The organism is Paucidesulfovibrio gracilis DSM 16080 (genome assembly GCF_900167125.1).
Lineage (GTDB): Bacteria > Desulfobacterota > Desulfovibrionia > Desulfovibrionales > Desulfovibrionaceae > Paucidesulfovibrio > Paucidesulfovibrio gracilis.
This window is the reverse complement of sequence record NZ_FUYC01000003.1, coordinates 300,688-321,126: the sequence shown is the minus strand read 5'-3', so window position 1 is coordinate 321,126 and position 20,439 is coordinate 300,688. Positions and strand designations below refer to the sequence as shown.

22 protein-coding genes are annotated in these 20,439 nt (G+C 54.4%); 12 read left to right on the top strand and 10 right to left on the bottom strand.

The window, feature by feature from the left end:
• Positions 1-56 precede the first annotated feature (56 nt).
• Genes B5D49_RS05810 through proC form a run of 4 tightly spaced genes read left to right on the top strand, consistent with a single transcriptional unit; the run spans position 57 to position 3,011 of the window.
• A complete protein-coding gene (locus B5D49_RS05810) occupies positions 57-959 on the top strand; it encodes an ABC transporter permease (protein WP_078716721.1) in 903 nt (300 codons plus the stop codon).
• Positions 956-1,750 carry an ABC transporter ATP-binding protein gene (locus B5D49_RS05805; RefSeq protein ID WP_078716720.1) on the top strand — a complete coding sequence of 265 codons (795 nt, stop codon included), beginning with the start codon at positions 956-958 and terminating at the stop codon, positions 1,748-1,750. The genes B5D49_RS05810 and B5D49_RS05805 overlap by 4 nt, the downstream gene beginning before the upstream one ends.
• 49 nt (positions 1,751-1,799) lie before the next feature.
• Complete coding sequence (gene ndk, locus B5D49_RS05800) at positions 1,800-2,219, top strand: nucleoside-diphosphate kinase (RefSeq protein WP_078716719.1); 420 nt, start codon at positions 1,800-1,802, stop codon at positions 2,217-2,219.
• The gene (gene proC / locus B5D49_RS05795) at positions 2,220-3,011 is read left to right on the top strand and encodes a pyrroline-5-carboxylate reductase (RefSeq protein ID WP_078716718.1); all 792 of its coding nucleotides are present in this window, start codon (positions 2,220-2,222) and stop codon (positions 3,009-3,011) included. It begins immediately after the preceding gene.
• A 19-nt stretch (positions 3,012-3,030) separates the two neighbouring features.
• Here the strand turns inward: proC and B5D49_RS14725 are convergent, their stop codons facing one another.
• On the bottom strand, positions 3,031-3,216 hold the full coding sequence (locus B5D49_RS14725) for a hypothetical protein (protein ID WP_144019195.1): 186 nt from the start codon (positions 3,214-3,216) through the stop codon (positions 3,031-3,033).
• A gap of 35 nt (positions 3,217-3,251) precedes the next feature.
• Between B5D49_RS14725 and B5D49_RS05790 the strand changes: the two genes are divergently transcribed.
• Genes B5D49_RS05790 through B5D49_RS05780 form a run of 3 tightly spaced genes read left to right on the top strand, consistent with a single transcriptional unit; the run spans position 3,252 to position 6,033 of the window.
• Positions 3,252-4,235 (top strand): AAA family ATPase, encoded by a 984-nt coding sequence (locus B5D49_RS05790; protein ID WP_078716717.1) that lies wholly within the window; start codon positions 3,252-3,254, stop codon positions 4,233-4,235.
• Positions 4,232-5,572, top strand: coding sequence for a vWA domain-containing protein (locus B5D49_RS05785; protein WP_078716716.1), 1,341 nt, complete (start codon positions 4,232-4,234; stop codon positions 5,570-5,572). The genes B5D49_RS05790 and B5D49_RS05785 overlap by 4 nt, the downstream gene beginning before the upstream one ends.
• On the top strand, positions 5,572-6,033 hold the full coding sequence (locus B5D49_RS05780; protein WP_078716715.1) for a hypothetical protein: 462 nt from the start codon (positions 5,572-5,574) through the stop codon (positions 6,031-6,033). Before B5D49_RS05785 ends, B5D49_RS05780 begins: the two co-directional genes overlap by 1 nt.
• A 17-nt stretch (positions 6,034-6,050) precedes the next feature.
• On the opposite strand, the gene cbiB is transcribed toward B5D49_RS05780, so the two are convergent.
• From cbiB to rsmA, 9 genes are all read right to left on the bottom strand, one after another.
• Positions 6,051-6,986: an adenosylcobinamide-phosphate synthase CbiB gene (gene cbiB, locus B5D49_RS05775; RefSeq protein ID WP_078716714.1), complete on the bottom strand. Its 936-nt coding sequence runs from the start codon at positions 6,984-6,986 to the stop codon at positions 6,051-6,053.
• Positions 6,987-7,081: 95 nt separating this feature from the next.
• Positions 7,082-8,839, bottom strand: coding sequence for an RNA polymerase sigma factor RpoD (gene rpoD / locus B5D49_RS05770; protein WP_078716713.1), 1,758 nt, complete (start codon positions 8,837-8,839; stop codon positions 7,082-7,084).
• Complete coding sequence (gene dnaG / locus B5D49_RS05765) at positions 8,832-10,553, bottom strand: DNA primase (protein ID WP_078716712.1); 1,722 nt, start codon at positions 10,551-10,553, stop codon at positions 8,832-8,834. The genes rpoD and dnaG overlap by 8 nt, the downstream gene beginning before the upstream one ends.
• A 25-nt stretch (positions 10,554-10,578) precedes the next feature.
• Positions 10,579-12,876: an endonuclease MutS2 gene (locus B5D49_RS05760; RefSeq protein ID WP_078716711.1), complete on the bottom strand. Its 2,298-nt coding sequence runs from the start codon at positions 12,874-12,876 to the stop codon at positions 10,579-10,581.
• A gap of 12 nt (positions 12,877-12,888) precedes the next feature.
• Positions 12,889-13,335 (bottom strand): GatB/YqeY domain-containing protein, encoded by a 447-nt coding sequence (locus B5D49_RS05755; RefSeq protein ID WP_078716710.1) that lies wholly within the window; start codon positions 13,333-13,335, stop codon positions 12,889-12,891.
• Positions 13,336-13,536 (bottom strand): 30S ribosomal protein S21, encoded by a 201-nt coding sequence (gene rpsU, locus B5D49_RS05750; protein WP_078716709.1) that lies wholly within the window; start codon positions 13,534-13,536, stop codon positions 13,336-13,338.
• Positions 13,537-13,697: 161 nt separating this feature from the next.
• A complete protein-coding gene (locus B5D49_RS14940) occupies positions 13,698-13,871 on the bottom strand; it encodes a hypothetical protein (RefSeq protein ID WP_200806770.1) in 174 nt (57 codons plus the stop codon).
• Between the two features lie 15 nt (positions 13,872-13,886).
• On the bottom strand, positions 13,887-14,159 hold the full coding sequence (locus B5D49_RS05740; protein ID WP_078716821.1) for an HU family DNA-binding protein: 273 nt from the start codon (positions 14,157-14,159) through the stop codon (positions 13,887-13,889).
• A 237-nt stretch (positions 14,160-14,396) separates the two neighbouring features.
• Positions 14,397-15,182 carry a 16S rRNA (adenine(1518)-N(6)/adenine(1519)-N(6))-dimethyltransferase RsmA gene (gene rsmA / locus B5D49_RS05735; protein WP_078716707.1) on the bottom strand — a complete coding sequence of 262 codons (786 nt, stop codon included), beginning with the start codon at positions 15,180-15,182 and terminating at the stop codon, positions 14,397-14,399.
• A 144-nt stretch (positions 15,183-15,326) separates the two neighbouring features.
• Here rsmA and B5D49_RS05730 point away from each other — a divergent pair, with 144 nt between their 5' ends.
• The 5 genes from B5D49_RS05730 (at position 15,327) to mnmG (ending at position 20,343) form a co-directional block, all read left to right on the top strand.
• Entirely contained in the window at positions 15,327-15,839 is a 513-nt protein-coding gene (locus B5D49_RS05730) for an adenine phosphoribosyltransferase (RefSeq protein ID WP_078716706.1), read from the top strand.
• 9 nt (positions 15,840-15,848) lie between these two features.
• Positions 15,849-16,595 (top strand): S-methyl-5'-thioadenosine phosphorylase, encoded by a 747-nt coding sequence (gene mtnP, locus B5D49_RS05725; protein WP_078716705.1) that lies wholly within the window; start codon positions 15,849-15,851, stop codon positions 16,593-16,595.
• A gap of 153 nt (positions 16,596-16,748) precedes the next feature.
• Entirely contained in the window at positions 16,749-17,066 is a 318-nt protein-coding gene (locus B5D49_RS05720) for a PxxKW family cysteine-rich protein (protein ID WP_407670523.1), read from the top strand.
• A gap of 161 nt (positions 17,067-17,227) precedes the next feature.
• Entirely contained in the window at positions 17,228-18,463 is a 1,236-nt protein-coding gene (locus tag B5D49_RS05715) for a M20 family metallo-hydrolase (protein ID WP_078716704.1), read from the top strand.
• Positions 18,460-20,343, top strand: a complete 1,884-nt coding sequence (gene mnmG / locus B5D49_RS05710) for a tRNA uridine-5-carboxymethylaminomethyl(34) synthesis enzyme MnmG (protein ID WP_078716703.1) — start codon at positions 18,460-18,462, stop codon at positions 20,341-20,343. Before B5D49_RS05715 ends, mnmG begins: the two co-directional genes overlap by 4 nt.
• The last annotated feature ends 96 nt before the right edge of the window (positions 20,344-20,439 follow it).

Below are 20,439 nucleotides of genomic sequence, written 5' to 3'. Positions count from 1 at the left end.
GCCGCGCCCATTTTCGTTCGTCGCGGCATCGCCCCCAAACAAACGGGAAAACTCACATGACATTATATGCTTTTACCGGAGCCGTGGAACAGGGCTTTGTCTACGGGATCATGGTGCTTGGAGTCTATCTGACCTTCCGGGTGCTGGATTTTCCGGACTTGACCGTAGACGGCAGTCTGCCGTTGGGCGCTTCTATTTCCGCAGTGGTGATTTCTTCCGGACATTCTCCTTGGCTTGCCTGTGTCCTGGCCGCAGGAGCCGGATTTCTGGCCGGAATGGTCACTGGAATTTTGAACACGAAGCTCAAAATCCTTCACCTGCTTGCCTCCATTCTTACCATGATAGCGCTCTACTCCATCAATATCCGCATCATGGGACGCCCAAACACGGCATTGCTCGGCCAGGAGACCGCAGTTGATCAGTTCGCCCGGTGGACCGGCATGGCATCCAACCTGTCCTCCCCGTTGCTGTTCGGTCTGATCGGCTGCATTATGGTGCTGCTTCTGATCTGGTTTCTTCGGACGGAAATCGGCATGGCCGTCCTTGCCACGGGCGACAACCCCCGTATGATCACGGCGCAAGGTGTGAATACGCACAACGTGATCATTTTCGGCGTAGGTCTATCCAACGCCCTGGTAGCCTTTTCCGGTGCCCTTGTAGCGCAAAGCCAGGGAGCGGCAGACGTCAACATGGGCGTAGGCACCATCGTGGCGGGACTTGCCTCGGTCATCATCGGGGAAACCGTGTTTGGTGACCGCACGATTGGCCGAGCGCTGTTCGCGGCATTGCTCGGCTCGGTACTGTATCGGGTTGCCATTGCCCTGGCCTTATCCATGGATCTGGGCATCTTTTCCGTCACCCCAAGCGACCTAAAACTCATCACCGCTCTGCTTGTTGTCCTGGCGCTGACGGCTCCCCGCATAAAACGCCGTCTCCTGCTGAAGGGGGCACGCTCATGATTCACGTCAAAGGCCTGAGTAAATTCTTCAACCGTGGAGAAATAAACGAAGTTCTTGCATTGCGAGAAGTCAGTCTGGACGTGCGGGAAGGAGATTTCATCACGGTAATCGGCTCCAACGGTGCGGGCAAGTCCACTTTTCTCAACGCATTGGCCGGTGTTTTTCCTGTGGAAGAAGGCAACATCGCCGTAGCCGATCAGAATGTGACGAACTGGCCGGAACACCGACGGGCCGCTTTTTTGGGCAGGGTTTTTCAGGATCCTCTGCTCGGCACCTGCCCACATGCCACGATTGAACAAAATCTGGCCCTTGCTGCCAAACGCGGCAAGTCCAGAGGCCTTCGCAAAGGCGTCCGTCGTGCGGACCGCGCTTTGTTCCGTGAAAAACTGGCCATGCTCGGATTAGGGTTGGAAGATCGGCTTACGGATGCCACTGGTCTTCTCTCTGGTGGACAACGGCAAGCACTGACCATGCTCATGGCCACTCTGGTACGCCCCAAAGTACTGCTTCTGGATGAGCATACCGCAGCGCTTGATCCCAAAACCGCTGTACAGATTATGGAATTGACCGATGAACTGATTCGCTCCGAGCGCCTCACGACCCTGATGGTCACTCACAACATGGCCCAAGCCATCGCCTACGGCAACCGGCTGGTCATGTTTCATCAAGGCCGCATCATCCTGGACATTGAAGGGGAAGAAAAGGCTGCGCTGCGCGTACCTGACCTTTTGGAACGATTTCATGAACTGGGCGCTGAGGGCTGCGTGACGGATCGCGCACTGCTCGGCTGACCCGGTTGCTTTTGAGGGGATACGTCAACTACACATTGAGGAGGAACTTATGAAGGAACTGACCTTTTCCATCGTCAAACCTGACGCCGTTGCTGCCGGGAACACCGGCAACATTTTGCAGATGATCCTGGATGCCGGGCTGAAGATCAAGGCCATGAAGATGATTCACATGACCAAGAAGCAGGCTGAAGGCTTTTATGCCGTCCACAAGGAACGTCCGTTCTTTGGTGAGTTGGTTGAGTTCATGACCTCTGGTCCCTGCGTGGTCAGCGTACTGGAGGGTGACGACGCCATCAGGCAGTATCGTGATCTCATGGGACCGACCAATTCGTCCGAAGCCCCCAAGGGAACCATTCGCGGCGAATACGGCACGGATATCCAAAACAATGCCTGCCACGGTTCCGACGGACCGGATACAGCGAAAACCGAGGTGGCCTACTTCTTCAACCGTTTGGAAATGGTGGGATAAATGACCACGAGCATCGGTTTCATCGGACTGGGAAACATGGGGGCCGCCATTGCGCGTGGACTACAAAATGTGGAAATCCATGGCACGGATCTCAATGCCGCCCATGTGGAAAATTTGGCCAATGAGTGCGGCCTGATTCCAGCGGAAAACGCCGAGGAGCTGGCCTCCCGCTGCGACTTCCTCGTTCTCGCCGTGAAGCCGCAGCATGCTCAATCCGTTTGTACGGCTCTTGCCCCGCTGTTGCGCAAGGAGCAATGCCTGGTTTCCATCTGTGCCGGATTGCCCATGCACAAATTGGCGGAGTGGACCGGCCACGCCTGCCCTGTGGTTCGCGTCATGCCCAATACTCCCGCCCTGGTGGGTGACGGTGTTTTTGCGGTTTGCCTTGAGGATGACAAACTCAAAACATCGCAAAAGGATGTCGTCCGCTCCCTCTTCGACAGTCTGGGTCAGGTGCACATTCTGCCGGAACAGAACTTCGATGCATTCACCGCTGTTATCGGTTCCGGCCCAGCCTATGTCTTCTACCTGATGGAAGCTTGTATTGAAGCGGCCGTGGAACTTGGATTAGCTCGCCCCATGGCCACACAAATGGTTGAGGGGCTGTTCACTGGATCGGCGCAACTGGCGGCCACCTCTGACCAGCACGTTTCCGTATTGCGTGAAATGGTGACCTCACCTGCTGGAACGACGGTGGAAGCTCTTATTCACATGGATCGCACTGCAATGCGGGCCAACATGATCGACGCAATACGCGCCTGCTACGAACGAAGCATCGAACTGGGGCAATAACCAGTTACAATGCTCCATGTCATTCAACGCCCCGTGACTTTTTTGGTCGCGGGGCGTTTTGCATCGCTTGTGAGCGCCCTTTCGTGCCATATTTCTCATTGAGATCATCCTTTTCCCGTTCATTATCATCTACTTTTTTTGAATAATACGATGCATAATTCCCCCCCGTATTCGACCACACCCGCCACTTGACTTTGATTTTCATTTTCAATAAACAGTCTCCAAAAACAAGGAGACTTCATGACCCCAAGCCATATCGTGTCGGCACTTCAAAAGCTTATCTCCATCAGCCAACCTACCTTTCTGTGGGGTGCTCCAGGTGTCGGGAAAAGCCAGATCGTCCAGCAAGTCGCCCAAAAACTGCACCTGGAATTGATCGACGTACGCGCTGTTTTACTCGATCCTGTGGACCTACGGGGACTGCCGCATATTGGGCAAGACGGGGATACGGTTTGGTGCCCCCCTTCCTTCCTCCCCCGTTCCGGCAAAGGAATTCTTTTTCTTGATGAGTTGAACGCAGCGCCACCACTTGTTCAAGCGGCCTGCTATCAACTCATTCTGGATCGAAAACTCGGAGAGTACGCCTTGCCTGACGGCTGGACCATTGTTGCCGCCGGCAATCGCGACTCTGACCGCTCTTCAACGCACAGAATGCCCTCAGCTCTGGCCAACAGATTGGTTCATCTTGATTTTGAGCCAAATCTTGAAGATTGGACAACCTGGGCCAGATCCAACGGGCTGGACTCCAGAATCATCTCTTTTTTGCAGCTCCGGCCAAAGCTGCTCCACGATTTCGACCCGCAAAAGAAAGAACGGGCCTTTCCTTCCCCCCGATCCTGGGAATTTTCCGCTCGCATCTTATCTGCAACGCCCGACCGCTCTGAAGCCGTGCAGATCATTGCCGGGACCGTAGGGAAAGGCGCAGCAACAGAACTTTCCGGGTATTTGCGGATTTGGGAAGAGCTTCCGAACGTTGATGAGATGCTGGCCAATCCAGAGCAGGCATCGATTCCGACGGATCCTGCCGTTGTTTGCGCGTTGTGCGAGTCACTGGCACGCAGGGCTTCTCGCGAAACCATGCCGGAATTGGCAACATTGGCCAAACGCATGCCCACGGAATTCGGTGTACTGCTTATGCGTGACGCCGCATTCACCGATCCTTCCATTGTTCAGACCGAAGCGTTTGAAGGGTGGGCTGTTTCCAACCACCAGGTGCTCATGTGACTCGGGACAACGTTGCCCGGGAAAAAATGGTCCGAGCAAGAAGCGGACTTGTTCTGGAAATGCCCTTTTTCGCGCATTTAGCCATGCGACTGGAGCTTTATCCAGACGCATCGTGCGCCTCGGCCTGGACCAACGGCTCCGTTTTGGCTTTTAATCCCAGCTACGTCGAGGCCATGCCCCTGGAAAAACTCAAGGGCTTGCTTTGCCACGAAGTACTGCATCTGGCCTGTCTCCACCATCTGCGGCGGGACAAACGCGACAAGGCGACGTGGAATCGGGCTTGTGATTATGCGATCAATCCAATCCTATTGGAATCCGGGGTAGAACTGCCAACGGGCTTTCTTGATGATCCATTGCATTACGGCAAAAGCGCGGAGGAAATATATTCGGCCATCCGTGAGATCGACCGGGAGCGCAACGACTATCAAAGCGCCAATCCGGCAACAGGCCATGGGGAGGAAGAGAGCGAAGACAACGGTTCCTCCACGCTCTCCGAACAAGGTGAGGACGATGCGCAGACCTCCTCCAACGAAATAGCCTCGGAATCTCCAGATCGACAGGGAAACAGCCCAGGAAATGAAGGCGAGGGGCAACAAGAGCCGAGCGATGTGTCAGGGAATTCCGACCCCGGTATGACCGGTGAGGTACGGGACGCTGAACAAAATCCTGAAGGATCCCTGGCGGACCCGGAAGCTCTGTATTCGGAGCAGGAGGAACAGTGGGCGGAAGCCCTCAGTCAAGCAGTTCGAAAGCAACGCGAGGCCGGAGAATTACCCGGCAGCCTGGAACGATTGCTTCAGGACCGGTTCGTGCCGACATTGTCCTGGAGAGAAATACTGCAACGCTTCCTGTCGCGGGCTGCACGCAATGATTTTTCCTGGATGCGCCCCAATCGACGCTACCTGCATACCGGTTTGATTCTCCCGGGCCTTCAAAGTGAGGAACTGGACGAAGTGGTTGTGGTGCTGGATGTCTCTGGAAGTGTGGACGAAGAATCGTTGCAACGCTTTTGGGCCGAAATTACGACTCTGCTGGATGATTACGATATGTCCGTAACCCTGCTGACGTCTGATGCCGCAGTACACCAAGTACTCGAAGTGAAACGGGAAGATCTGCCCTTGCAGATCGCCTCCGCAGGAGGTGGCGGCACGGATTATCGTCCTGCCTTCAACCACGTGGAGGAACGCGGACAGCTCCCGACCTGCTTAATCTATCTTACGGATCTCAACTGCAACAGATTTCCCGTGGAACCTGAATATCCGGTTCTTTGGGTAACCCCGAACCTGACTACAGACCAGCCGCCTTTCGGCGAGTTGATCCCCATGGAGAGCCGGTAATGCGGATTGAATGGAACATTCAAAAAAAACGAGGCAATGTACGTCCTGTCCTTACGTATTCCATCACGTTGGACAACTATGAAATTGACCTGTGCCTGCCCATGGTTCGGGTGGAATCAAGAATTCCGGTTCCGCCGGAATCCTTTATGTCCCATTGCTGGCCTGAAGCAAACGAACGAAACGATTGGGTTCCGAAATCATTTTATCTTTTGCAGACACCATCCCATAAGACAGGTTTTCTCAATGAACGCTTGGTGCTCCCCTGGCGCCGGGACAATGCCTATCCTGAAGTTGATGCCGGATTCCGCCTGCTACGACAGGCTTTTGAAGAAATGCTCCGACAATCCTCAGATAGTGCGCCCATGGATGAAAAAAAAGTGCTGGAAACCACAACGGTGGCGAAGCAACGAATCGCCGGTGCATTTATGGCGGAACGCATTCTTCAGGCCGTCAAAGCCTGATGCGCACCTCCCGACTGTTACAACATCAGACATAGGGATTGGCCCAAAACCGTTACCAGCAGGGCGGCACCCATGACGAGCCGATGCAGCGAAGCCAAAGCCGGAGCAGTCCAGGCACGGTCCGGTGGGCCAAGCAATGGTTTTTGCTTCATCACTCCAAAATACTGTGTCGCCCCTCCCATACTCCCTGCGCATAACCAGGCGGCTGCCGCCATGGGCCACCCCGCATTCGGACTTTCCATGCGAAGGGCTTCCACGGGCGCATTCTTCCACGCCTCCCGCCAGTTCAGACCAAGCACCGTCCCACATACCAACATGGCTCCGGCGGACACCCGAGCGGGTACCCAGGCCAAGACATCATCGGCTTTAGCCGCGAACCATCCCAATTTCTCATATCGCGGCGTCCGGTAGCCCCACATGGAGTCCAAGGTACTGATCGTTTTGTATAGCCAAAGCCCGGCAGGGCCAAAAATGCAAAGCCAAAAGAAAGGAGCCACAAATCCATCATTAAAGTTTTCACTCAGGGTTTCTGCCAAAGTACGACGGCATCCCTGTTCGCTCATGTCCGTAGTGTCCCTGCTGACCAACATGGCAAGAGCCGAACGGGCCGTGGTAAGATCGCCCCGATCAAGCAGACCGGCAACCCGCTTGGTTTCGTTAAGCAGGCACCCTAAAGCTAATCCGGCATAGGCCAGATAGACCGCTGCGAGAGTCCCCAAAACCGGCAACAGGGCAACAACACCGTAACCGGCGGAGACCAATAGCAACAAGGCAATGGCTGCCCCGGTGCCGAACCGGCGTCCGGGATTTCCGGCGCACAACAGCCGACCAAGGGCTTCCAGGCGTTCCGCCCCCCATCCAATCCAACGCACCGGATGCGGCCAATCTGGTGGATCGCCCAACAATATATCCAGCACAACGGCCGTTAGCGGCAGCCAATCATATAATTCCATGCGTTCTTCCTGCGTCGTTGTTACCCCAAAGGAAATGAAAACGGGGAGAAAGGCGGGCCGCCCTTCTCCCCGTAGAGTCTTCTATTGGGAACCGATCAATTGTCAAAATAGGATCGCAGCAAAGCCGACCGGACGGGATGCCGGAGTTTACGAAGCGCCTTGGCCTCGATCTGACGAATACGCTCCCTGGTCACATTGAAAAGCTTTCCCACTTCTTCAAGAGTGTGGTCACTCTTTTCTCCGATGCCAAAACGTTTGCGCAGCACCTGCTCCTCACGCGGCGTAAGGTCTGCAAGCACAGCGGCAATCTGCTCACTGAGCTTGGTGGAAACCACTTCCTCGGCAGGGGCCGTGGCCTTTTTGTCTTCAATGAAATCACCCAGGCTGGAGTCTTCCTCATCACCAATAGGTGTTTCCAAGGAAATGGGTTCCTTGGCGATCTTGAGCACTTTTTTGACTTTTTCCAGCGGATAATCCATGCGCTCCGCGATTTCTTCAGGAGAGGGATCACGTCCCAATTCCTGCACAAGATACCGGGACGTACGAATGAGCTTATTGATCGTTTCGATCATGTGAACCGGGATACGGATTGTACGGGCCTGATCCGCAATGGCGCGGGTGATGGCCTGGCGAATCCACCATGTGGCGTAGGTGGAAAACTTGTATCCACGCTGATACTCGAACTTATCTACGGCCTTCATCAACCCGATGTTGCCTTCCTGAATCAAATCAAGGAATTGTAGTCCACGGTTTGTATATTTCTTGGCAATGGAAACCACAAGGCGGAGGTTGGCGCGAATCAATTCCTGCTTGGCGCGACTCGCCGCCAGATTGCCCCGCTTGATACGCCAGAGCACCTCTTCCAGATCGTGGACGTTGTGACGGCATTTCTCCTGAAGCCGGATCAAAATTTCCAGCTTGCCTGCCAGCATTTCCTTGAAGGAAAAAAATTCTTCCACGGTCATGCCCAGGCTGTCAGCAGCGGCGACAGGATTCATTTCCCGATTGTCCACATCGCGGAAAATGGTTTCGATCTCATCCCGGGTCTTGCCCACGGAAAGCACATAGGCGGAAAGATCGCGCTGACAGTTATGCATCTGCCGTACATAGTCGCCCACGGTCTCGATGATCCTGTCGATGAGGGTTTTTTCAAGCTTGATATCCCGCAACCGACGAACAACTTCATCCTTGAAGTTGAGGATTTCCATCTGCACGCCGTACACGCGCCGTTCCAACTGAGCGCAGCTGTCCAGTTTTTCGTAAATCTTTCTCTTTTTTTTGTAGAGCTGCTGCACCTCGTCCAGCAGATAGATGACCCGCTGACGCTGATTCATTTCGTCTTCGGACGGATCATCCTCTTCAATGGTTTTGACCACATCCTTCAACTTAATGCGTTGCTCTTTAAGATCCTCGCCCACCTGGATAAGTTCCTCAACGGCAACAGGAACCTCTACAAGCGCATAAAGCACATCCAGCTCGCCATTTTCAATTTTTTTGGCGATGACCACCTCACCTTCGCGGTCGAGAAGATGCACGGCCCCCATCTCGCGAAGATACATGCGCACGGGATCCGTGCTGCGGGAGGAATAGTCGATGACATCTTCATCACCCTTGACCAGCTGGATGCCATCCTCTCCATCGTCGGAATCTTCGACCAGCTTTTTTGCTGCGGCCTCGTTTTCCACGATGACGATGTCCATATCATCGAAGATATTGATGACTTCTTCGATCTGTTCCGGGCTGTTCATGTCCGAGGGAAGAGCCTTGCCCACTTCCTCGAACGTCAAATACCCGTTCTTTTTACCCTTGGCGATGAGGGTTTTAATCTGCTGAATTTCTTTGATATTACTCATCATTCCTCCCCAGGGATGCGTTCAGAGCCTTGGTGCATTCGGCCACCGCCTGCTCATCGCCCTGTTCTTGCGCCAGCTTAAGGGCTTGGATCAATTCCCGCCGCTGACACTTGTCGCGCACGGTTTCAATGCGCCCACAAATATGTTTCCACTCCCCGGCCAGTTCCTCACCCGATAGGGCGCAGGACTGTTCCAGCTTCAACCGGCACTCGGCCCAAAACCGTTTTTCCTGGTCGTCCAGGTGGGGGAGGACATCCTGCCCATGGTGCTGCACCAACTTCGCCCAGAGCCCTTGGCCCCAGGAGGTCTTAAGGATGGTTCCAAAACCCTTTTGCGTTAGGTTTGGCACGTAGTCCGGATATTGAATGGGAAAACTCAGAAAATACCGATCGTCCTTGTCCTCCCGGCCCATGCTCGTCGTGGCCCGGGGTCTTGGTGTACGTCCGCGACGCGGAGAAAATCCGGCGCTGGAACGCAATTCAGCCTCGGCAAGTCCCAACCCCTGCGCTATGCGCGGGAGGTAGTAGGCCTTGAGCGAGGCGTCCTGGAGCTTTTGTAAAAAATCCTGTGCCCAGGTCATAATTTCCTTGGGCGAATGTTCGGTACGCAGTGTGTGCATGGCAAACCCGAGGCCGTCCTGGGCATCTGTCTGGCAAGCGTCAAATCCATCGGTGCCGTGTTGCTGCAACAAACTGTCCACATCCTCTCCCTCAGGAAGGAGCACCACCTTGACCTTGAGTCCCTGCAGCAAAATCATTTCCGCACTGCGAAGCGCGGCTTTTCTCCCCGGGGCGTCACCGTCAAAGACCAAATCCACCCTGTTGCAAAATCCAGCCAATCGGCGAACCTGCTCCGAAGTGAGCGCGGTTCCAAGCACGCCGCAAGAGTCCTTGTAACCGAACTGCTGCAGCGAAAGCACGTCCACATACCCTTCGGTGAGCAACGCCCGCCGGGAACGGGTCATATGTCTGCGAGCCTGATACAACCCGTAGAGATGTTCCCCTTTCTTATAGATCGGCGAATCACTGCTGTTGAGGTACTTTGGTTCTCCATCAGTAATTATTCTTCCGCCAAAAGCAATAACCTGACCGGATAAATTTTGGATGGGAAAAATCAGACGACCGCGGAAACGATCATATATAGACCCTTTCGCATTGGTTGACAAGAGACCGGATTCAACCCCCTGTTGTTGGGTAAACCCCTTGGACTGCAAAAATTGATCAAGATCATGCCAACCGTCAAGGCTGTATCCCAGGCCGAAATCCCGGGCCACCGCTCCGACCATGCCTCTCTTTTTCAAATAATCCCGCGCAACGCGACCGGCGGCCCGACCAAGGTTGTCCTGGTAATGTTTTGCGGCCCAGGTGTGCATATCGAGAAAAAGACGCTTGGCTTTACGGCGCTCATCCGCGTGGGGATCCGGCTTGGTATTCTGCAAATCAACCCCGGCCTCGGCAGCCAGTTGCTCCAAGGCCTCCCGAAATTCCAAGCCATTGATGCGCTGAAAAAAATCAATAACGTCCCCGGACGCCTGACATCCAAAGCAATAGAAAAAACCTTCCTGCTCATTGACGGACATGGAGGGCTTGGTTTCCTGGTGGAAAGGACATACCCCCATCCACCGACCTGAAACGGGTTTCAGGTCAACATAGCGCCGTACCACATCAGCGATGTTCAGCCGACTTTTGACAAGTTGTATGGCGTCCGACTGCATTCCCCTCTCCTCCGGGCTGTCTGCCCTATTTGAGGGTCACTTCGGTCATACCATCCCCGCCCCGATCCTCCGGAGCCAGGGAGAACTGTTCAACAGCAGGAAATTGTTTCAAAAACTGGTGCACCTCACGACGTAAAGCGCCTGTGCCGCGTCCATGAACGATTTCCAACGTTGTGGCGCCGCGCAACAAGGCTGCATCCAAAAAACGCTCCAATTCACTGATGGCTACATCCGCACGCATCCCCCGGAGATCAAGGGTCAATGTGGGACCGGCGGCGGGAGCGCTCGGCGTCACCACACGTGTTTTCTGCTCGCGGGTGGAGGCTGGTCCCAGATCGGAGCCGTTGACCCACATGGCCACCCCGTCCAAATCAACCTTGACACGTCGTTTTTTTTCATCTTTTTCCACGACGCGGCCACGCTTATCCCACGGGAGATAAAGCACTTGACCATCAACGTGAACATCATCCCAACCAAAGGGTACGGTTTGAGCTGGCGCATTCTTGGGTTCGTCGGGGGTAACACGTTCGCGTACTTCGGCCAACTTTTTCAAGGCTTGTTTCCGTCCTGCACGCCCCTCCTTCCACTCCCGAAGGACCGTTTGGGAAACGCAACGCACTTCTTCAAGCAACTGATTTTTTTTCTTATCGAAATCTTCTTCCAATCGATGACGACGGGACGCAACCCGTTGTTTTTGTTCCGCCAGTTCATCCAGTTCCTGTTGCCGTTTGACGGCCAAGGAATTGAGACGTCCCAATACGCTGCCGGTTTCCGATCCCTCCAGCAGCAGGTATTGCTCTGCTTTTTGTAAAATTTCCGCGGGGAAACCGTGCTCACGCGCCACGTCAAGAGCAATACTCGCCCCCACTTGATCGTACGCAAGCCGATACAACGGCTTTTTTGTTTTTGGATCAAAGAGGACGCTGGCGGCACGCACGCCTTCCGTGGCCAAGGCGTACGCTTTGAGAGCCGGAAAGTGGGTGGCGGCAAGGCTTACGCCGCCCCGTTCTGTCAGCTTGTCGATGACGGCCTGGGCCAGTGCAGCGCCTTGCGTGGGATCGGTACCAGCTCCAAATTCATCGAGAAGAAACAATGATTTTTGATCAACCTGTTCCCAGGCCCGGCTGAAATATTGAATCTGCGCGGTAAAAGTGCTCACATGCCCTTCAAGGCTCTGTTCATCCCCCATTATGACAAACACTCGCGGCAAATAGGCCAGTGTTCCTCCCGCAGCCACGGGAACAGGTAAACCGGCGTAGGCCATAAGCGCACAAAGCCCCACGGCCTTGAGCGTCACGGTTTTGCCGCCCGCATTGCCGCCGCTGATGACCAGCGTCCGGTCTCCAGGTCGCAAAGACACGTCTACCGCCTGCACGGAATGTCCAGCCAGCACCAGCAAAGGATGCCGGGCTTCGGGCAGATGCAGATTCGCGGATTCATCCACCTCCAATGGGCGAGCATCCAGCCGATGGCCCAAAGCCACCTTGGCAAGTATTACATCCAACTGCACAAGAAAAGTGTAACAATTCTCGACGCTTTGTCGTTCCTGACGGAACAACCCGGTAAGGTATTCCAGAACGCGCTGTTCCTCGACAGCCTCTTCCTTTTTGTATTCCTGGAGCTGATTGTTCAGCTCCACAAGAAACATGGGTTCAAAATAACATGTTTCACCCGTTTGGGAGTAATCATGTATGATGCCCTGAAACCGTCCCTTAAAATTCGCCTTCAGCGGCAGCACGTACCGATCTGAAGCCAATGTCATGAACTCGTCTTGCAAAAAATGCGAAAGATCGCGTCCTAATATAAAATCTTTGACTTTTTTGGTGCATCGCTGATGGATGCTACGAATTTCCGAACGAACAACCGACAGCTCGGGAGAGGCTTCGTCGCGGATCCGCCCTTCGGCATCAATGCAGCGCGTCACAGCGGAGACAAGCTTTACAGGCCAGGAGCCACTGCCAAGCGCCTCACGAAGTCTCAGATAACGCTCGTCGCCTTCGGAAAAGGCTCGCCACGCCTCGCGTGCCGTGCGCAGAACCTGACCCAACGCAGTAAAATCATCAATATCCAGACTTCGTTGTTTGCGTGCTTCAGCAAAGGCAAAAAGCCCATCCAGAGCAGGAAACCACGTCAAGCGGAACCCAGTTACCCCGACCCATTCACGGGCCAATGCAACAAGGTCGTTTTGATTACGAATTTCGGACAAAGAGTCATAGGGCGTAAGTTCCCGGCAAGCCTCGGCACCAGGCTCGGAAACGGCAAATCCGGCCAAGGCGTCGAGAATTTTGGGAAACTCCAGCAACTGTGCGGTTCTGGAATCCATAGGGTGCAGAAATTATTGTGCGAGGCGGGTACGAACCAAAGTGCTGGCGGCTTTTCCGTCAACCTGGCCCTTATGCCGGCCGAGCAAGGCCTGCATGACCCGACCCATGTCGGCCATGCCGGAAGCCCCTAACTCAGCGATCACCGTGTCAACGGCGCGTTCCAGCTCTGCCTCGTCGAGCTGGGACGGCATATACTCCTGAAGAATATCCATTTCCCGGCGCTCTTGATCGGCCAGGTCGGGGCGGTTCCCCTTGGTGTATTGTTCGATGGAGTCCTGTCGCTGCTTTACCTGCTTGGACAGGATGTCGAACACCTCGTCGTCGGTCGGCTCACGACGCAATTCAACAGCAGCATTCTTGATGGCCGCCTTGAGCATTCTCAAGACGGCCACCCGAACGTCATCCCTGGCCTTGAAGGCCGTGAGATAATCATTTTCTATTGTAGACAATAGTGTCATTTAGTTCGACTTCATTTTCCGCATCTTTTTAGCAAGACGCTTTTTGGCGGCAGCCTTCTTCTTCTTTCGCTGGACAGACGGCTTTTCGTAATGCTGCCGTTTCTTCAGCTCAGACAGAATGCCAGCCTTCTCCACCTGCTTTTTAAACCGGCGAAGCGCGACATCGTAGCTGTCGTTATCGTCAAGATACACTCCGGGCAAAGGAAATCACCTCCTCACGAGGGGGAATTAATTCAACAGACCGAAGTCTGTAGAACAAAATTTGATACCCCCACAAAACACAAAAAGCAAGAAAAATTTTACCAAACAGAAAGGACGGTCAGCCAAGCGGCCAACCGTCCCTTCAAATTTCTGGAGTGGGCTTAGTGGGATTCGCTGTTGCGGGCTTCCCACCAGGACTTGACGACAACATAGCCCATACCGATGCCGAGAATGGCGATGACGATGTACAAAACGCCAAAAAAGATGGCATGATCGGGCATCCACCAGGGGATATCCTGGGGAAGCGGACTGTGGACGGTTTCGCCGTGAAGCATATGCATCTCCCCCTGCTATTTGACCGCTTCCTTGAGCAGTTTGCCGGGACGGAACTTGACGACCTTGGTGGCGGGAATTTTGATTTCGTCACCGGTGCGAGGATTGCGACCGATACGCTCTTTGCGTTCCTCGACCATGAAGGTGCCGAAGCCGGTCAGCGTCAGCTTGCCTTCACTCACCAGAGTACCTTCAACGGTCTCCAAAAAAGCATTCAGCGCTCGTTCAGCGTTGGCTTTCGTAAGATTGGCCTTCTCTGCGATCTTGACTACCAACTCAGCCTTCGTCATCTGTCCTTCCTCCTCATAGATGGTTAATCGACCAACGATGGACATTATTCGACCGCCGTCGGCGGGATCGTCCTGCGGCAATGCCCGGACACTCCAAAATTCACTTAATGCAAACTCATTATTCTGTCCAGGGCACAACAGGCAAATTGCTCTACAAACATGGCGCCCTGGGCGTTTTCCTAGAAACGATTGAGAATCTAAAACAGATTTTTCAGGTTCAAGTCAATAGGAAAAGCCCTACGACTCCGCATTATTCATAACAATTCTGGCTGCCAAGCCCTGAAACTGGCGCGGAGTGAGTGCTTCCGGCCGAAGAGTAGGAGAAAGCCCCTCCTCTGCAAACCATTGTGAAAGCTCATCGTTCCAGCGTGTTCTTAAAATATTGCCCAACTGTTTGCGGCGTTTTTGAAAGCAAAGCCGCAGAACCTCGGAGAGCGCCACTGGATCGGCAGGCCGGCACTCCACTCCAAGGGGAGTAAAGCGTACCACGCCGGACATGACTTTGGGTTGCGGCCGGAACACAGTAGGGGGAACCCGGAACAGCAATTGCGTCTCCGCAAAACTTTGGACCCACGCCCCCAGCGCCCCATAAGCCTTTTCGCCAGCTTTGGCCGTAAGCCGTTGCGCCACTTCCAGTTGAACCATAAATATAGCCCGATCATAACTTTGCACTCGGCTGACGATGTCCCAGATCAAACGAGATCCTATATTATAGGGAAGATTGCCAACGATCTGCACACGACCGGTTAAATCTTCCCAGGGGAACTGCAAGGCGTCCATGCAACGGACACGGGCTTGGGGATAGCGATCCGAAAGAGCCTCCGCCAACGCCGCATCCTTTTCCAGCGCGATATATTTCCGAGGGGACGCCTGCAACAAAAAACGTGAAAGCGCCCCCTTCCCCGGCCCAATCTCCACAATGAGACTGTCGTCACCCACATCTAGGGCATCGACGATTCTCCGACAAATATTGTCGTCTATCAAAAAATTCTGTCCCAGACTTCGCTTGGCGCGATGTTCCATGCCGTTCCTCGCTCTCTCGGGCCAGCCGCCCTCGGCAGGGTGTACAGGACCGACCAGCTCTGCGCAAGGCCAAAGCCGCGTTGACACAACAAAGGGCAACCTTTACATATTCCGTCTGTGACGAGATTCAAGAAGGAGTACCCAATGGACCTGCGCGCCTGTATTCGCGACATTCCCGACTATCCCAAGGAAGGCATTGTCTTTTTTGACATTACCCCCCTCCTGCAAAAGCCGGAAGCCTTTCAATATACCGTTGACGCATTGGCGGAACGATTTGCTGACTGCGGTGCAAGCAAAATCGCTGCTGCCGAAGCTCGCGGTTTCTTGTTCGGCGCTCCCCTGGCCTATAAAATGGGCCTCGGCTTTGTCCCCGTCCGCAAGCCAGGAAAATTGCCCTACAAAACACGGCAGGTGAGTTATGACCTGGAATACGGGCAAGACACCCTTTGCATGCATGAAGATGCTGTAAACGACGGAGACAAGGTGCTTGTAATCGACGACTTGCTGGCCACGGGCGGTACGGTCGGCGGCATGCTCAATTTGATCACCCAAGGAGGCGGCGAGGTGGTGGGCATCGGTTTTGTCGTGGAACTCGGTTTCCTCGACGGACCGTCCAAGCTCAATGGTCTGCCCCATGAATATTTACTCAAGTTGTAGGAGTTGGCCATGCGGACCATTGGCATCATTGGTGGAAGCGGACTTGATGATCCGGATATTCTGGAAAACGCTCAGGACATGGTGGTGCAGACGCCTTTTGGCCCCCCTGCCTCGCCACTCAAAACGGGAACCATCGCCGGACGAAAGGTGGCTCTCGTGGCCCGGCATGGCCGCCAACACACGGACTCTCCGACAAAAGTCAACAACCGTGCTAACCTGTGGGCGTTGCGCGATTTCGGGTGTGATGCAATTTTAGCCACAACGGCCGTTGGTTCGCTGCGTGAAGATATCGAACGTGGTGATTTGGTCGTGCTGGATCAATTCATTGACTTTACTCGGTTGCGCGCGTTGACGTTCTTTGAAGAATTTGAACCGCATGCTCCATCCCACACCCCCATGGCCGAACCGTTTGACGCAGCCTTGCGGGAAACGCTTTGCTTCGCATGCAGCGCCGCAAACATCCAGCACCACACCACGGGAACCGTAGTCACCATCGAAGGACCACGCTTTTCCACAAGAGCGGAATCCAACATGTTCCGAGCCTGGGGGGCGGACGTAATCAACATGAGCACGGCCCCTGAATGTATCCTTGCCAACGAGTTGGGCATTCCTTATGCGGCTGTAGCCATGAGCACAGATTACGACTGCTGGAAAACCGATGAGGCCGCCGTAACCTGGGAAGAAGTGCTGCGAACGTTTCAGGAGAACGTGACCAAGGTTACCAAAGTACTGCTGGAATCGGTTCGCGCTTTGTAGCGGACAAAGACGATCCGGCATCGAAAAAACGGTCTCCGCCTCTTGACAAAGCGGGGCTGGGGCGCATATTAATGCCGCCTCTTTATTTTTTGATTCAACGTCGACCAGCGGTCGACACCAAAGACCGATACTACGATTTTAAGGAGCGCTACCGTGGCGAGCAACGCAAAGTCCAACGGCAAGAAGAACAAGAAAATTCAGAAGGGTTCCCTGGCCGAAGCTGTTATGACCGATGCCGGTCTCCAGTACAAAGGCATGATTATGGAGCCTGTTGTGGAGAAATGTGAAGGCTGCGAACGTATCGTCGAGGCTGAAGGCGGCAAGTACTGCCCCTCTTATGCCCAGCCTTCCAAAAAATGGGCCGCCGGTGTCTGCAACTTTGCCACCCATGTCCGCGCTTCCGTGGATAATGAAGGCAAGGTCAAGATTAACCCGCTGAAGGCTTCCAAGCGTGCCGCCCGCGGTCGCTAGGAGCAGTGCCGAGTCGTTTTGCGGGAGCCTCAGGCTCCCGCTTTTTTTTTGCCCTTGCACTGTCTTTTCTCTACAATGCCATCGGTAAAAGAGCGGGACAGCCGCTAGTTTAACGATGGCAAACGCAACCAAATACATTTTTCCAATGGAGACGAAACCTCATGCTTAATCGGATCCTTGAATACATTGATACGCTGACGCCCGAACTTTTGGAGCTGCAACGAAATCTCGTTGCCATACCAGCCATGAGTCCCAAGAATGGTGGCGACGGCGAAAAAGACAAGGCCGATTGGCTCAAGCAACGGTTAGCCGCCATGGGCATCACAGATGTCCGCGACCTCAACGCTCCGGCAGATGACGTCTCCTGCGGCTACCGCCCGAACGTTGCCGCCATCCTCCCGGGGAAAGACACTTCCCGCACTTTCTGGATTATTTCCCATATCGACATCGTACCTCCTGGGGATCCCAGCCTGTGGGAGTCTGACCCGTATACGCTGGTTCAGGATGGGGATCTCATTATGGGCCGAGGCGTGGAGGACAATCAACAGGGCATGGTCAGTTCTTTACTGCTTGCCAAATCGTTTAAAGATCTGGACGTGATCCCGCCCATCAATCTCGGATTGCTTTTAGTCGCAGACGAAGAAACAGGCAGCGCTTTTGGTTTGGACTATGTTTTGCGCGAACATGGCGACATTTTCGGTCCCAATGATCTTATCCTGGTTCCGGACTCCGGTTCCTCGGATGGAGCGGCCGTAGAAGTGGCGGAAAAGGGACAATTTTGGATCAAGGCGGAAGTGCTGGGCAAGCAATGCCATGCTTCCAGCCCGGACCAGGGCATCAACTCGTTGGTAGGTGCCGCGGACTTGATTCTACGCTCCCGCTCACTTTACGACCGCTTCAATGCCACCGACAAGCTCTTTGAACCTTCGCATTCCACGTTCGAAGCGACCAAAAAAGACGCTAACGTGGAAAACATCAACACCTTGCCCGGCCGTGATGTTTTCTATTTCGATTGCCGGGTATTGCCTCAATACGACATTCAGGAAGTATTCGACGCCCTGCGTGAACTGGCCGACGAGGTGGAAAAGGCTCAAGGCGTCACGATCCATCTTACCGAGATACAAAAAGAGCAGGCAGCAACACCGACTCCCGTGGACAGCCCCATTGTACGGAGAATAATGGCCGGAGTGAAAAGCATCTACCAGGTTTCTCCCTACCCTGTGGGGATCGGTGGTGGAACCGTTGCTGCTTTTTTACGGCGTGCCGGTCATTCGGCAGTGGTTTGGTCCCGATTGGAGCACAACGCCCACCAGCCCAACGAGACCAGTTCCATTTCCAGCACTCTGGGCGACGCCAAAGTTATGGCGGTTGCCCTGTTGAGCGATGAAGCGTCATGACCATCAAACCGGGATTTCCTGACGTCTTCGACCTGATCGTGGTCGGGGCCGGACACGCTGGATGCGAAGCGGCCATGGCCGCTTCGCGTCTGGGGTTCACCACGCTGCTGCTGACCATCAATGTGGACCATATCGGCCAACTGTCCTGTAATCCCGCCATCGGTGGTTTGGCCAAAGGTCATATGGTTCGTGAAATCGATGCCTTGGGTGGTGTAATGGGACGCTGGGCAGATCAGGCCGGCATCCAATTTCGCACGCTGAACACTCGCAAAGGACCGGCGGTGCAGGCCACTCGCGCCCAGATCGACCGCACCGCCTACATGCGTGTTGTGCAGCGAGATGTCTTTCGTCAGCGCAATCTCTGGATACGCCAGGACACGGTCCATTCGCTTTTGGTGGAAAATGGATGTGTTGCGGGCGTCCGATCTTCTCTTGGAGAACATCTCCGCGCGCAAAAAGTTCTTCTGACAACCGGCACATTCCTGCAGGGCAAAATCCACATCGGTTTGGAAAATTTCTCAGGGGGACGGCTCGGGGAGGCCGCGTCCAACACGTTGAGCGATTCGCTTCGCTCTGTCGGGTTGGAATTGGGACGCTTGAAGACGGGAACCACGCCCCGCCTGCTGAAAGACAGTGTAGACTTTTCCCGCATGGAAGTTCAGCCCGGGGACATGCCGCCCCCCCTGTTCAGTTTTCAATCCACAGCGGCTCGCCTTCCCCAGGTTCCCTGCCACCTGACATGGACCAACGAGGCCACTCACGAGGCGATTCGCTCCGGGTTCGACCGTTCCCCCATGTTTACGGGAGTCATTACCGGTACGGGAGCACGATACTGTCCCTCCATTGAAGACAAGGTCGCCCGTTTTCCAGAAAAAAGAAGACATCAAATATTTGTAGAGCCGGAGGGGCTTGACAGTCCGGAAGTCTACCCCAACGGCATCCCGACCAGCCTGCCTTTGGATGTACAGTTGCGCATGATTCATTCGGTCGAAGGCTTGGAGAATGCGCAGATCGTCCGCCCAGGATATGCTATTGAATACGATTACGTCCCACCGACACAGTTGCACCCTACGTTGGAAACAAAGACACTTCCGGGCTTGTATTTGGCAGGTCAAATCAACGGCACCTCGGGATATGAGGAAGCTGCGGCACAAGGACTCTGGGCCGCTCTCAACGCCTGTTGTTCCCTGTCCGGTCGCCCCTCGTTCCTTCTACGACGGGATCAGGCCTACATGGCCGTGCTGGTTGACGACCTTGTGACCAAAGGAACCCAAGAACCATACCGAATGTTCACGTCCCGGGCCGAACACCGGCTGTTGCTCAGGGAAGGCAACGCTGATCTTCGACTCACCGGGGTAGGCCATGATCTGGGATTGGTGACCGAGAATCGCTGGAACGCATTCCAGCAAAAACACCAACAACTGGAAACCTTGCTGACAGCTTTGCGGGAAACACGTGTGCGCCCCAATGCGGAAACCAGAGAACATATCGTTTCGCTGGGAGGCACAGCCCCAGGGAAGGCAGTTCCCCTGGCGGCCCTGCTTCGGCAGCCTGAACTTCGCATCCATGATCTGGGATACTTTTTGGCTGACCTGGGGCAGTACCCGGACGACGTCCTGGCTGAAGCGGAAATCCAAACCAGGTACGAAGGATATATCGCCCGACAGGAAGAACTGGTTCTTCACTCTCGGGAGCTGGAATCCGTTGAACTTCCGTTGGATATGGACTATTTAACAATTTCTGGACTCACGCGGGAGGCGGTTGAAAAATTATCTGCGATCCAGCCGCGTACGCTTGGTCAGGCGGGTCGTATTTCCGGCATTACCCCTGCGGCCTTATCCTGCATAGAAATTCATCTGAAAAAGCTGAATCTGTTGTAAAAAAATTGCAACCAGCAGTATTGACGGTTGACAGCAATCTTTTGCCACCTTACTGATTTGTCATATACTCAGACCCTGTGTGCATCCACTCCCAGG